Below are 12,690 nucleotides of genomic sequence, written 5' to 3'. Positions count from 1 at the left end.
AAAAGGCGTCCGGAATACGAGCTACCCCGGGTGGGCACCCCTTGCGGACGTAGGGTGGGCCCTGGGAACGCCGGTCGTCCTGGCGTCTCCGCTCAGTCGCCTCGAGGGAGGTCCAGTTCAGTGACCAGCCAGGTCAGTAGCCAAGCCGAGCAGGCCGACGGAGCAGTCGTCGGAGAGCAACGCAAGCCTGCGGGTGACAAAGATGTGCGCCGCCTGGACCGGGTGATCATCCGTTTCGCGGGTGACTCCGGTGACGGTATGCAGCTCACGGGCGACCGGTTCACTTCGGAGACGGCGTCCTTCGGCAACGACCTGTCGACGCTGCCGAACTTCCCGGCCGAGATCCGGGCACCGGCCGGGACACTGCCGGGCGTGTCCTCCTTCCAGCTGCACTTCGCCGATCACGACATCCTCACTCCGGGTGACGCGCCGAACGTCCTGGTGGCGATGAACCCGGCGGCCCTGAAGGCGAACATCGCCGACGTGCCGCGCGGCGCGGAGATCATCGTCAACACCGACGAGTTCTCCAAGCGGGCGATGCAGAAGGTGGGTTACGACGTATCCCCCCTGGAGGACGGCTCCCTGGACGGCTACAGCGTGCACCCCGTGCCGCTGACCACGCTGACGGTGGAGGCCCTCAAGGAGTTCGACCTCTCCCGCAAGGACGCGGGCCGGTCCAAGAACATGTTCGCACTCGGCCTGCTGTCGTGGATGTACCACCGGCCGACCGAGGGAACCGAGAAGTTCCTGCGGACCAAGTTCGCCAAGAAGCCGGAGATCGCCGAGGCCAACATCGCGGCGTTCCACGCGGGTTGGAACTTCGGCGAGACCACCGAGGACTTCGCCGTCTCGTACGAGGTCGCCCCGGCCGCACAGGCGTTCCCGACCGGCACCTACCGCAACATCTCCGGGAACCTCGCGCTGTCCTACGGCCTCATCGCGGCGGGACGGCAGGCGGATCTGCCGCTCTACCTGGGCAGTTACCCGATCACCCCGGCCTCCGACATCCTGCACGAGCTGTCGAAGCACAAGAACTTCGGCGTCCGCACGTTCCAGGCCGAGGACGAGATCGCGGGCATCGGCGCGGCCCTGGGCGCGGCCTTCGGCGGATCCCTCGCGGTGACGACGACCTCCGGCCCCGGCGTGGCGCTCAAGTCGGAGACCATCGGCCTCGCGGTCAGCCTCGAACTGCCGCTGCTGATCGTCGACATCCAGCGCGGCGGCCCCTCGACCGGACTGCCGACCAAGACCGAGCAGGCGGACCTCCTCCAGGCGATGTACGGCCGCAACGGCGAGGCGCCGGTGCCGATCGTGGCGCCGAAGACGCCGGCGGACTGCTTCGACGCGGCCCTTGAGGCGGCCCGTATCGCGGTCACGTACCGCACGCCGGTCTTCCTCCTGAGCGACGGCTATCTGGCCAACGGCTCCGAGCCGTGGCGGATCCCCGAGGTGGACGAACTGCCCGACCTGCGCGTGCAGTTCGCGTCCGGGCCCAACCACACCGACGCCGACGGCACCGAGGTGTTCTGGCCCTACAAGCGCGACCCGCAGACGCTCGCCCGCCCGTGGGCCATCCCCGGCACGCCGGGCCTGGAGCACCGCATCGGCGGCATCGAGAAGCAGGACGGCACGGGCAACATCTCCTACGACCCGGCCAACCACGACTTCATGGTCCGCACCCGCCAGGCCAAGGTCGACGGCATCGAGGTGCCGGACCTGGAGGTCGACGACGCCGGCGGCGACGCCAGGACCCTCGTCCTCGGCTGGGGTTCGACGTACGGGCCGATCACCGCGGCCGTGCGCAGGCTGCGCGCGGCGGGCGTGCCCATCGCCCAGGCCCATCTGCGCCACCTCAACCCCTTCCCGCGGAATCTGGGTGAGGTCCTCAAGCGTTACGACAAGGTGGTGATCCCCGAGATGAACCTCGGTCAGCTCGCCACACTGATCCGCGCGACGTATCTGGTGGACGCGGTCTCGTACAACCAGGTCAACGGAATGCCGTTCAAGGCCGAGCAGCTCGCCACGGCTCTCAAGGAGGCCATCGATGGCTGACACGAAGACGGCCGAGTCGGAGGGGACCGGGAGCACGATCGAAGCGCTTTCCCTGGTGCCCAAGGCCGAGGCCAAGCAGTCCATGAAGGACTTCAAGTCCGACCAGGAGGTGCGCTGGTGCCCCGGCTGCGGTGACTACGCCGTGCTTGCCGCGGTGCAGGGCTTCATGCCCGAGCTGGGCCTGGCGAAGGAGAACATCGTCTTCGTCTCCGGGATCGGCTGCTCCTCGCGCTTCCCGTACTACATGAACACGTACGGGATGCACTCCATCCACGGCCGCGCCCCGGCCATCGCCACCGGACTCGCCTCCTCCAGGCGGGACTTGAGCGTGTGGGTGGTGACCGGCGACGGCGACGCGCTCTCCATCGGCGGCAACCACCTGATCCACGCCCTGCGCCGCAACGTGAACCTGAAGATCCTGCTGTTCAACAACCGGATCTACGGCCTCACCAAGGGCCAGTACAGCCCCACGTCGGAAGTCGGCAAGATCACCAAGTCGACGCCGATGGGCTCCCTGGACGCGCCCTTCAACCCGGTCTCGCTCGCGATCGGCGCCGAGGCGTCCTTCGTGGCACGGACGGTCGACTCCGATCGCAAGCACCTGACGCAGGTGCTCCGCGAGGCCGCCGAGCACCCCGGCACCGCGCTGGTGGAGATCTACCAGAACTGCAACATCTTCAACGACGGCGCCTTCGAGGTCCTCAAGGACAAGCAGCAGGCCGAGGAGGCGGTGATCCGCCTGGAGCACGGGCAGCCGATCCGCTTCGGCACCGAGCAGTCGAAGGGCGTCGTGCGCGACGCGGTGACCGGCGACCTCAAGGTCGTCGCGGTCACGCCGGAGAACGAGTCCGACATCCTGGTCCACGACGCGCACTCCGCGTCGCCGACCACGGCCTTCGCGCTCTCGCGCCTCGCCGACCCGGACACCCTGCACCACACCCCGATCGGCGTCTTCCGCAACGTCGACCGTCCGGTCTACGACACGCTCATGGCCGACCAGCTCGACACCGCCATCGAACAGAACGGCAAGGGCGACCTGGCCGCGTTGCTCGCCGGTGGGGACACGTGGACGGTGATCGGCTAGCCCGACCCGCTCCGCGTCACTGCGCGGTCGTTTCGCACGAAGCCCGGTCCTGATCCCTCAGGACCGGGCTTCGTCGTATGCCCGACGCGCCTTCTGTACGTCGTCCATCCGCCGTTCCGTCCAGGTGGCGAGGGTCCTGACCTGCGCGGCGGCCTCGCGGCCGAGCTCCGTGAGGGAGTAGTCGACGCGGGGCGGGATGACCGGCTTGGCGTCGCGGTGCACGAGGCCGTCGCGCTCCAGGGTCTGCAGGGTCTGGGTCAGCGACTTCTCGCTGACCCTGCTGGTCTCGTTGATGGCGCGGCGCAGCTCGCTGAAGCGGTACGAGCGCTCTTCGAGCGCGATCAGGACGAGGACGCCCCAGCGGCTGGTGACGTGCTCCAGGACCAGGCGGTAGGGGCACATCGCCTCGGCGCCCGGCTTCGGGTTGCTTACGACCATGCAAGTACCTTACTTCAAAGTGGGTACTTACGAATAGTTAGCGCCAGGGCTAGGGTGAGTGGCAGACCGCACCGAAGCGGATTGAAGCGTTACTCACCAGGAGATTTCAGACATGAGCATCGTCGTCACCGGAGCCACCGGGCACCTCGGCCGTCTCGTCGTCGAAGGGCTGCTCGCCGCCGGGGTCCCCGCCGGAGAGATCGCGGCCGTCGTCCGGAACAAGGAGAAGGCCGCCGGCCTCGCCGAGCACGGGGTCGAGCTGCGGGTCGCCGACTACAGCGCCCCCGAGACCCTGCGCGGCGCCTTCGCCGCGGGCGACCGCGTGCTGCTGATCTCCGGCAGCGAGGTCGGGCAGCGGGTGCCGCAGCACCGCGCGGTCGTCGACGCGGCGCGCGAGGCGGGCGTCGCGCTGCTCGCGTACACGGGCATCCTCGGCGGCCCCGACGCCGACTTCGACCTGGCGGCCGAGCACAAGGTGACCGAGCGGTTGATCCTCGACTCGGGGCTGCCGTACACGTTCCTGCGCAACGGCTGGTACCACGAGAACTACACCGAGCACCTCGCCCCCGTCCTGGAGCACGGCGCCGTCGTCGGCTCGGCGGGCGAGGGCCGGATCGCCTCCGCCTCGCGCGCCGACTACGCCGCGGCCGCCGTCGCCGTGCTGACCGGCGAGGGCCACGAGGGCAGGGCCTACGAACTGAGCGGCGACGTCGCGTGGAGCCTCGCCGAGTACGCCGCCGAGGTCGCGGCGCAGAGCGGCAAGGACATCTCGTACGCGAACGTCCCCGCCGCACAGCACCTCGCCGTGCTGACCGGGGCGGGGGTTCCCGAGGCCATGGCCGCGGTTCTCGTCGATGTGGACGCGGCGGTGGCGCGGGGGCGCCTTGCCGGGACGAGCGGGGATCTGGCGCGGCTGATCGGCCGGCCGACCACGCCGATGGCCGACGCCGTGTCCGTGGCGCTGCGGGGGTGACCGTGTCGTGAGCGTCTCCGTGTCATGAGCCCCTCCGTGTCATGAGTGCCGCCGTGTCATGAGTGCCGCCGTGTCATGAGTGCCGCCGTGTCATGAGTGTCTCTCTCTTACGGGCATGACATCCGGGGGTGCTCGGCGCTACCTTCTGGAGTGCAGCGTGGGGCTGCCGTGCACGAAGGAGATGCCGTGGACAGCGGAGCAGCCGGGCAGTCGAGGGGCGAGCAGCGCATAGGGCTGCTGAACGGCTTCGCGGCCTACGGGATGTGGGGCCTCGTCCCCCTCTTCTGGCCGCTCCTCAAACCGGCCGGAGCCGCCGAGATCCTCGCCCACCGGATGGCCTGGTCGCTCGTCGTGGTCGGCATCGCGCTGCTCTTCGTACGGCGCTGGGACTGGGCGCGTGAACTGCTGCGCCAGCCGCGCAGGTTGGGCCTGGTGGTGGTCGCCGCGGGGGTCATCACCGTCAACTGGGGCGTCTACATCTGGTCCGTGAACTCCGGCCACGTCGTGGAAGCCTCGCTCGGCTACTTCATCAACCCCCTCGTCACCATCGCCATGGGTGTCCTGCTGCTCGGCGAGCGGCTGCGGCCCGTGCAGTGGACGGCGGTCGGCGTCGGCCTCGCCGCGGTGCTCGTGCTCGCCTTCGGGTACGGCAGGCCGCCGTGGATCTCGCTCGTCCTCGCCTTCTCCTTCGCGACGTACGGCCTGGTCAAGAAGAAGGTCAACCTCGGCGGTCTGGAGTCGCTCGCCGCCGAGACCGCCGTGCAGTTCCTGCCCGCCGTCGGCTATCTGGTGTGGCTCGGCACGCAGGGCGACCTCGTGTTCGGCACGGAGGGCGCCGGGCACGCGGCGCTGCTCGCCGCCACCGGCGTGGTGACCGCCGCGCCCCTGGTCTGCTTCGGGGCCGCGGCGATCCGGGTGCCGCTGTCCACCCTGGGGCTGCTGCAGTACCTCGCGCCCGTCTTCCAGTTCCTGCTCGGGATCCTGTACTTCCACGAGGCGATGCCTGCCGAGCGCTGGGCGGGCTTCGGCCTCGTGTGGCTGGCGCTGTCGCTGCTCACGTGGGACGCGCTGCGCACGGCGCGGCGGAACGCGGTGCGGGTGGCTGCCGCGAAGGAGGCCGCCGCCACGGCTTCGGCCGAGGCCGCCGCCCGCGGGGAGCGGGAGGAGCGGGAGCCGGCCGTCTGACGCTCCGGAGCGGGGACAGGACCAGGCGCCCGTCGTGGGCGCCGCGTTGTGGCCCTCGGCGAGCCGGGCGAGGATGTCGGCGAGCGGGCGGGCCGCCCCTTCGGGCACGCCGTCCGCGGTCGGTTCGGCCACGTACTGGCCCGGCGTGACGGCCTCGCAGCGCGTCGGCCGCCCGCACGCCTGGAGATCTCGGCGACCGCCTCGCCGAAGGTGAGGGCACGGGGGCCCGTGAGCTCGTACGTACGGTGGGTGTGCCCCGCCTCGGCGAGCAGCACGGTCACCACCTCCGCGATGTCAGCCACGTCGATGAAGGGCTCCAGGACGTCGCCGATGGGCAGGACGAGGCGCCCGGCGGGCAGGAGGAGGCGCCCGGCGGGCAGCGGCGCGCGGAGGAGGCCCTCGTCGACGTTCTGCGTCACCTTCTCGGCCGTGAACGGCCGAGCTCGGACAGCCCGGCTTGTTCCCCCCTCGTCGCGCTCCCGGCCGTCCCCTGCGGCAGGACGGTCACGGGTCGCGTCTCCTTGCCCCGGCCCCTGTCCGGCCGGGTGGGGACGGGCATGGTGACGAATGCCCGCGCCGGGCGTGCGCGCCGGTACACGCCGACCCCGGCGACGACCGCGCCCAGGCCCGCCATCACCACCGGCACGAGCAGCGCCCAGCGGAACGCCGACAGATCCGCCGCGGCGTCCGAGCCGCCCCCGTCCCCGTGCGAACCGGCCGCCATCAGGCCGTGCACGGCCGTCACCGCGGAGATGCCGATCGCGGCGCCGAACTGGGTGGCGGTCTGCAGCAGTCCGCTCGCCAGACCCTGCTCCCACTCGGCCACGCCGTCCGTCGCCGCGATCATCTGCGGGCCGAGCGTGAGCGCGAACCCGGTGCCCGCGAGGAGCAGGGTCGGGAACATCGCCAGGTACGGCCAGTCCATGCCGACCGGCAGGAAGAGCGCGTACCCCGTGACGGCCATCAGGAAGCCGCCGAGGATCACGCGCGCGTTGCCGAACCGCCGGACCAGGCGCGGGGTGAGCGTCGGCGAGAGGAACACGTCGCAGCCGAGCACGATCATCGCCACGGCGGTCTGCCAGGACGACCAGCCGCGCAGCTCCTGGAGGTAGAGCGTCAGGACGAACTGGAAGCCCATGAAGGCCCCGAGGTAGAGCAGCGCCCCGAGCCCGGCCCGCACCACGGACCCCGTACGGAAGATCCCGAGCCGCACCAGGGGTTCCGCCGCGCGCCGCTCGATGCCCACGAAGGCGAGCAGGAGCAGCAGCCCCGCGACCGCCGCGCCGACCGTGAACGGCCAGTCAGCGAAGCCGTGTTCGAGCCGTACGATCGCGAAGGCGAGCAGCAGCATGGCCCCGGCCGCGGCGGTCGCGCCCGGCAGGTCGAATCCCCTGACGGCGCGCCGCGTACGGACCGCACCGTCGACGGCCCCGCCCTTGCCGTCCGGCCCCTTCGGGATGAGCCGGAGCGCCCCCGCGAGGATCACCGCGGCGAAGAGCACCGGCGTGAAGAACACCCACTGCCAGCCGAGTTCGGTGAGCAGCCCGCCGACGGCGAGGCCGAGCGAGAAGCCACCCGCGGACGTCCCCGCGAAGATCAGCAACGCCCTGTTCCGCTCGGGCCCCTCCGCGTAGGAGGTGGTGATGATCGACATCGCCGCGGGCGTCATGAACGCGGCGGCGACCCCGGTCACGAACCGCGCCACGACCAGCATCCAGCCCTCGGTCGCGAAGCCGCCGAGCCCGGAGAAGACCATGAAGATCCCCAGCCAGAACAGGAACATCCGCCGCCTGCCGAGCAGGTCCGCCGCCCGTCCGCCGAGCAGCGTGAAGCCCGCGTACCCGAGGACGTAGGCGCTGATGACCCAGGCCGCCGTGCCGGTCGACAGGCCGAGGTCGGACCTGATCGCGGGGATCGCTATCGCGAGCATGGCGATGTCGATGCCCTCCAGGAAGATCGTGCCGCAGAGGACGAGCAGCAGCGTCCAGGCACGTGCACCCATGACAGAACTCCTTTGCGGGCACGGGAAGTTGAACGGACGGTTACGTGAATGAGGGTCGGTTCCCTCTTGTAACCACTGGAATCCTGCGGCAGCATCGGGAGCCATGGAAGAAGGCACTTCAAAGTCACCGAGTCACTACGAAGGCACCGTGGACTACGGCGAGGCCGATCCCTTCCAGTGGGACACCCGCGAGGACTGCCAGGTGCGCCAGATCCTCGACCGCGTGGCCGACAAGTGGTCGCTCCTCGTCATCGCGCTGCTGGAGCGCCGCCGTCTGCGCTTCACGGAGCTGCGGCGCGAGATCGACGGGATCAGCCAGCGCATGCTGACGGTCACGCTGCGGCAGCTGGAGCGGGACGGCCTGGTCAAGCGCACCGTGCACCCCGTCGTGCCGCCCCGGGTCGAGTACGAGCTCACGCCGCTCGGCGGGACCCTGCACCACACCATCCAGGCCCTGGTGTCCTGGACCGAGGAGCACCAGAACGAGATCGCCGCGGCCCGCGCCGACTACGACGCGCGCGCCGCCGAGGAGGAAGCCGCCGCGGGCGCGGGCCCCGCGGGAGCGAGCACCGCGGGCGCCGGGGCGCGCTGAGCCGCCAGGAACACGGAGACCACCCAGAGCAACCCCAGGTCGATGCCCAACTCGACCACCGCCGCGAACTGGTCCATCGTGAACTTGAATATCTGGCCGACCAGGATGTCCGCGAGGAGCGCCGCCCGGAAGAGCCGGAAGGCCGCCGTGTGGTCGCTCCGCAGGCGTATCAGCCCGGCGATGCCGAGGGTCGCCGAGACCACCTCGGTGAGCGCGACCGCGAGGTTGGCGACCGGCTGCGGCTCCTGCGCCAGCTGTCCGCCGAAGAAGTCGAGGGACATCCAGACGGCGAACAGCAGCGCCTCGGTCAGCAGGCAGAACACGGCCAGGCCGAGCACGACCCTGGTGCGCGCCAGCCACCGCAGCGCGCGCCCCACGCAGGACCCCCAGGTCCGCCACCAGACGGGCTCGGCGGGCGGGCGCTCCGGGACGGCGGCGAGCAGCCGCGCCAGCGCCACGTCCACCTCGCGGTCCGAGCCCTCGACGAGCCGTGTCGCCGCGCGGCGCTGTTCGGCCGTGAGGCCCGTGGTGACCCCGGCCAGGGCGAGGTCGGCGGCGTTCGCCGTGCGCTGCGTGGCGTCCAGCGCCTTCGCGTCCGCCGTGCGGCGGCGTATGCGGTGGGTGAGGAGGAGCAGCAGGGCAAAGCTCACGTAGATGATCCCGGCGGCCGGTTGGTAGAAGTACCCCGGCTCGTCCGTGATCTGCTTGCCGACCTCGTCGATGAAGAGCCCGAAGCCGATGCCGCCGACGAAGGCGCCGACGAGCCGGGCCGCGCGGCCGAGGAAGCCGAACGTGAGCAGGATCGCCGCCATCATCAGGAGACCGCCCCACAGCATGTGGGCGATGTGCAGCGTGGTTCCGCCGCCTCCGCCACCGCCGAGCTTGGGATAGCCGGCCTGGGCGAGGAAGGCACGGGTGACGAGGACCGTGGCGATCCCGGTCAGCGCGAAGACGTTGACGTGCACGGCGGCGTCCGTGGCACGCACGAGCGAGCGGCGTCGCATGGGCCCCCTCCCATCCCCTCCGGCACGGCTGCCTCGATCCGACCGTTCCAGAGTGACGGGAGCGACACCGCCACGTGATCAGGGAACACCCCGACGCGACCCTCAACCTCCCCCTAGGTGACGGAAGTTCGCGCGCGCCCGGCAAGGACATGCGCGGATCGTTGCGACAGCCCGTGCGCTCAGACCCGGTAACCGCTATAACTGGTTACCATGACAACCCTGCACTGGAAGCTCGTCGTCGACGCCGCCGACCCGCACGCCCAAGCCGCCTTCTGGGCCGAGACGTTGGGGTACGAGGTCGAGGACAACGACTCGCTGATCGAACGACTCCTCGGTCTCGGCGCCGTGCCCGAGGCCGCGACCGTCGAGTTCCGCGGCCGCCGCGCCTGGCGCGACCTCATCGCCGTGCGCCACCCCGACGACCCGCACGACGAGGAGAGCGGCACCGGCCTCGGGCGGCGGATCCTCTTCCAGCGCGTGCCCGAGGCCAAGACCGGCAAGAACCGCCTGCACATCGACGTGCACTCCGAACCGGGGCGCCGCGACGCCGAGTTGGCCCGCCTCGAAGCGCTGGGCGCCGCGGTGGAACGGCACGTCAAGGAGCCCGGCGGCGAGTGGGTGGTCATGACGGACCCGGAGGGGAACGAGTTCTGCCTCCACTAGCCCTTGTGCCGGCTCCAGCGCCCGCGTCAGCCCATGCGTCTGCGCCAGCCCGGGCGCCCGCGTCAACCCGGGCGCCCGCGTCAGCCCTTGCGCAACATCTCGACCAGCGCCGAGACGCTGTGGTCACGGTGGCCCTCGTCGACCGCCCGCCGCACCAGGTCGTACATCGGGGCGGTCCAGGAGGCGTCGACGCCGCCCGCCTCGGCCATCTCCCGGTCGTGGTCGGCCGCTTCGTGGAAGAGGCCGACGGTGGAGGCAGGCCGGGTGTAGTCACCGGAGTCGATCTCCGCCGCCAGGGTCGGCAGGATCGAGGCGATCATCTCCAGCCACTTGACCTCGTAGCGCACCAGGGAGCTCGCCTCCAGGCCGCGCGCCTGGACGAGCGCCGCGCCCTGGAAGAAGCCGATCAGTGCGGGGAGCAGCGTGCCGCCCACCGCCGTCTCGTAGAGCGCGGCGAGGTCCGGCTCCGTGCCCAGGTGGACGGTGTCGCCGCCGAGCACGCGCAGCGTCTCCTCGTGCTCGTCGAACGCCGCGCGGTCACCCGCGTAGTACAGGAGCGTGTCCGGCCTGCCCACGGCACCCGGCACGTTCTTCACCGCGCCACCGAGGAACCGCGCGCCCTGCGCGGCCGCCCAGTCGGCCGCCCTCAGGGCGCCGGACGTCGTACCGGAGTTGAGCGTGACCAGGGTGCGCCCGGCCAGCGCCGCGGCGGCCGGCTCCAGGGCGGCGAGCGTCGCGTCGAACGTCGTCAGGCAGGTGATGACCAGAGGGCTCGCGGCGACCGCGTCCTCGATCGTCTCCGCGTGCGCGGCGCCCTTGGCGACCAGCGGCGCCGCCTTCCGCGGGCTGCGGTTCCACACCGTCGTCGGGTGACCGGCGGCCAGGAACGCCTCGGCGAGGGCCGCACCCATCAGACCGAGCCCGATGAGCGTCACGCGCGCGTGTCCACCATTTCCGTTCGTCATGTCCCGTTACCGACTTCCCAGTTGATCGCTTCGTCCGGCCTCCTCATGCTGGGACCGGCGCCGCACATCACTCAAGTACGCACTATTAAGTGCGTACTTACCTTTTGGTCAGTCCAGAACGTCACGTCAGTCGAGAACGTCATGTCGGCCGAGAACGTCATGTCGGCCGAGAACATCGGCAAGGGAGGCCGTCCGGTCATGTCACCGCAGTCGCGCCCCCGCCGCTCCCCCGACCCGCACCGCCTCCTCCTCGCCGTCTGCGGTGCCTTCGCCCTCCTGTCGCTCGTCCTCGTCCCGCTCACGCTGCCCCTCGGCTGGGACGAGCTCGTCTACGCCAGCCGCTTCTCCCCCTACGCCCCGGCCACGCCGTTCAGCGCGCCCCGCACCCGCGGCGTGCCGTTCCTGATCGCGCCGGTGGCCTCGTGGAGCGACTCCGTCGTGCTGCTCAGGGTGTGGCTCACGCTGCTCGCGACCGCCGCCCTGTACCTGGGGTTCCGCCCCTGGCTGCGCGTCCTGCACCGGCGCTCGGCCACCGCCGTCGCCGCCGCGCTGTACGGCACCCTGTGGTTCGCGCTGTTCTACGCGAGCGCCGCGATGCCCAACCACTACACCGCCATGGGCGCCGTGGGCGCGGTCGGTCTGTTCGTGCGGACGCGGCAGCCATCCGGGACGCACGCCCACGCGCGCGTGCTCGCGTACCCGGGGATCGCGGCAGGCCTGGCCCTCGCCACCCTGATGCGCCCCAACGACGGCGCCGCCGTCGCCGTGCCCCTCCTGCTCGCCGCCCTGCTGGTGCCCGCCTGGCGGGGGCGGGGCCGCTTCCTTGCCGTACTCGGTGGGCTCGCGGCGGGTGCGCTGCCGTGGGTCGTCGAGGCGTACGTCCGCTTCGACGGCGTACGCGAACGGGTGGCGCGGGCCAGCGAGGTGCAGGGTGACCTGCGCCCCCTGCTCTCCTTCGTGCACCACCTCACGGTCATGGACGGCCCGTTGCTCTGCCGCCCGTGCGGCGGTGACGGCCTGCGTCCCGTGGCCGCGGAGTGGTGGGTCCTGCTGCCGCTCCTGGTGGGGCTGGGGCTGTGGAGCGCACGTGCCGGGGCCATGACCCGCCAGGGGGCCCACGGCCCCGCGCCCGACGTCCTGCGCGGCTGCCTCCTGGCCCTCGCCGCGGCCCTGGCCGTAGCCCTCCCCTACCTCCTCCTCGTCCCGTACGCGGCCCCCCGCTTCCTGCTGCCCGCCCACGCCCTCCTCGCCCCGGCCGCGGCCCTCGGCCTGCTCGCCGCGGCCGACCGCGCCCGCGCCGTCCGGTGGCCGCGGGCCGCCTTCGCCGCGCTGGCCCTGGTCCTCGCCGGCCACCTCGCCGTCCAACTGCTCCTCGTGCACGGCAACGCCAGGATCCAGGCGGGCGCCCGCGGCGACTGGGCGCGGATCGCCGACGCCCTCCGCGACAGTCCCGACACCCCCGAGCCGTGCGTCCTGAGCGGCAACACCTCCGTGATCCCCCTCGCGTACGCCTCCGGATGCGCGCCCGGCGGCCGGGGCGACGAACACCGCACCACCGTCCTGGTGTTGCGCGAGGCGGCGCCCCCGCGCTGGGCCCGCGACTGGACGCGCCACCCCGTGCCGGACACGTACGCCCCCGGCTGGGTCATCCACGTACGCCCCTGAGGGGACCGCCGAGAGGACCCCTGAGAGGACCCCTGAGAGGGCCCCGAGAAGACCCCTGAGACCGGCC

The 12,690-nt window shown here is 71.6% G+C and carries 11 protein-coding genes; 7 read left to right on the top strand and 4 right to left on the bottom strand.

Features of this window, described 5'->3' with window-relative positions; genetic code table 11:
• The first annotated feature begins 120 nt into the window (after positions 1-120).
• On the top strand, positions 121-2,052 hold the full coding sequence (locus ACZ4D5_RS17230) for a 2-oxoacid:acceptor oxidoreductase subunit alpha (RefSeq protein ID WP_467773216.1): 1,932 nt from the start codon (positions 121-123) through the stop codon (positions 2,050-2,052).
• Positions 2,045-3,136 carry a 2-oxoacid:ferredoxin oxidoreductase subunit beta gene (locus ACZ4D5_RS17225; RefSeq protein ID WP_467773215.1) on the top strand — a complete coding sequence of 364 codons (1,092 nt, stop codon included), beginning with the start codon at positions 2,045-2,047 and terminating at the stop codon, positions 3,134-3,136. Before ACZ4D5_RS17230 ends, ACZ4D5_RS17225 begins: the two co-directional genes overlap by 8 nt.
• Positions 3,137-3,193: 57 nt before the next feature.
• Here ACZ4D5_RS17225 and ACZ4D5_RS17220 read toward each other — a convergent pair whose 3' ends face one another.
• Positions 3,194-3,574 (bottom strand): winged helix-turn-helix transcriptional regulator, encoded by a 381-nt coding sequence (locus ACZ4D5_RS17220; RefSeq protein ID WP_467773214.1) that lies wholly within the window; start codon positions 3,572-3,574, stop codon positions 3,194-3,196.
• Positions 3,575-3,686: 112 nt separating this feature from the next.
• Between ACZ4D5_RS17220 and ACZ4D5_RS17215 the strand changes: the two genes are divergently transcribed.
• Positions 3,687-4,547: an SDR family oxidoreductase gene (locus tag ACZ4D5_RS17215; RefSeq protein ID WP_467773213.1), complete on the top strand. Its 861-nt coding sequence runs from the start codon at positions 3,687-3,689 to the stop codon at positions 4,545-4,547.
• 261 nt (positions 4,548-4,808) lie between these two features.
• The gene (gene rarD, locus ACZ4D5_RS17210) at positions 4,809-5,732 is read left to right on the top strand and encodes an EamA family transporter RarD (RefSeq protein WP_467773576.1); all 924 of its coding nucleotides are present in this window, start codon (positions 4,809-4,811) and stop codon (positions 5,730-5,732) included.
• A 415-nt stretch (positions 5,733-6,147) separates the two neighbouring features.
• Here rarD and ACZ4D5_RS17205 read toward each other — a convergent pair whose 3' ends face one another.
• Entirely contained in the window at positions 6,148-7,734 is a 1,587-nt protein-coding gene (locus ACZ4D5_RS17205) for an MFS transporter (protein ID WP_467773212.1), read from the bottom strand.
• Between the two features lie 103 nt (positions 7,735-7,837).
• Between ACZ4D5_RS17205 and ACZ4D5_RS17200 the strand changes: the two genes are divergently transcribed.
• On the top strand, positions 7,838-8,326 hold the full coding sequence (locus ACZ4D5_RS17200; RefSeq protein WP_467773211.1) for a winged helix-turn-helix transcriptional regulator: 489 nt from the start codon (positions 7,838-7,840) through the stop codon (positions 8,324-8,326).
• Here ACZ4D5_RS17200 and ACZ4D5_RS17195 read toward each other — a convergent pair.
• Positions 8,242-9,330, bottom strand: coding sequence for a hypothetical protein (locus ACZ4D5_RS17195; protein ID WP_467773210.1), 1,089 nt, complete (start codon positions 9,328-9,330; stop codon positions 8,242-8,244). The two genes, ACZ4D5_RS17200 and ACZ4D5_RS17195, sit on opposite strands and share 85 nt — an antisense overlap.
• Positions 9,331-9,540: 210 nt before the next feature.
• Between ACZ4D5_RS17195 and ACZ4D5_RS17190 the strand changes: the two genes are divergently transcribed.
• Positions 9,541-9,993 (top strand): VOC family protein, encoded by a 453-nt coding sequence (locus tag ACZ4D5_RS17190; protein WP_467773209.1) that lies wholly within the window; start codon positions 9,541-9,543, stop codon positions 9,991-9,993.
• Positions 9,994-10,073: 80 nt separating this feature from the next.
• Here ACZ4D5_RS17190 and ACZ4D5_RS17185 read toward each other — a convergent pair whose 3' ends face one another.
• Positions 10,074-10,958: an NAD(P)-dependent oxidoreductase gene (locus tag ACZ4D5_RS17185; RefSeq protein WP_467773208.1), complete on the bottom strand. Its 885-nt coding sequence runs from the start codon at positions 10,956-10,958 to the stop codon at positions 10,074-10,076.
• A 141-nt stretch (positions 10,959-11,099) separates the two neighbouring features.
• Between ACZ4D5_RS17185 and ACZ4D5_RS17180 the strand changes: the two genes are divergently transcribed.
• Positions 11,100-12,623: a hypothetical protein gene (locus tag ACZ4D5_RS17180; protein WP_467773207.1), complete on the top strand. Its 1,524-nt coding sequence runs from the start codon at positions 11,100-11,102 to the stop codon at positions 12,621-12,623.
• Positions 12,624-12,690 lie beyond the last annotated feature (67 nt).

The sequence above is a fragment of the Streptomyces sp. NPDC025651 genome, from assembly GCF_055558735.1.
The sequence above is the reverse complement of the archived record's forward strand: the minus strand, read 5'-3'. Positions and strand labels throughout refer to the sequence as shown.

Coding starts and splice junctions, on each gene's coding strand:
- ACZ4D5_RS17225 (WP_467773215.1), top strand. CDS start 2,045: ATGGCTGACACGAAGACGGCCGAGTCGGAGGGGACCGGGAGCACGATC.
- ACZ4D5_RS17220 (WP_467773214.1), bottom strand. CDS start 3,574: ATGGTCGTAAGCAACCCGAAGCCGGGCGCCGAGGCGATGTGCCCCTAC.
- ACZ4D5_RS17215 (WP_467773213.1), top strand. CDS start 3,687: ATGAGCATCGTCGTCACCGGAGCCACCGGGCACCTCGGCCGTCTCGTC.
- rarD (WP_467773576.1), top strand. CDS start 4,809: ATGTGGGGCCTCGTCCCCCTCTTCTGGCCGCTCCTCAAACCGGCCGGA.
- ACZ4D5_RS17205 (WP_467773212.1), bottom strand. CDS start 7,734: ATGGGTGCACGTGCCTGGACGCTGCTGCTCGTCCTCTGCGGCACGATC.
- ACZ4D5_RS17200 (WP_467773211.1), top strand. CDS start 7,838: ATGGAAGAAGGCACTTCAAAGTCACCGAGTCACTACGAAGGCACCGTG.
- ACZ4D5_RS17195 (WP_467773210.1), bottom strand. CDS start 9,330: ATGCGACGCCGCTCGCTCGTGCGTGCCACGGACGCCGCCGTGCACGTC.
- ACZ4D5_RS17190 (WP_467773209.1), top strand. CDS start 9,541: ATGACAACCCTGCACTGGAAGCTCGTCGTCGACGCCGCCGACCCGCAC.
- ACZ4D5_RS17185 (WP_467773208.1), bottom strand. CDS start 10,958: ATGACGAACGGAAATGGTGGACACGCGCGCGTGACGCTCATCGGGCTC.
- ACZ4D5_RS17180 (WP_467773207.1), top strand. CDS start 11,100: ATGTCGGCCGAGAACGTCATGTCGGCCGAGAACATCGGCAAGGGAGGC.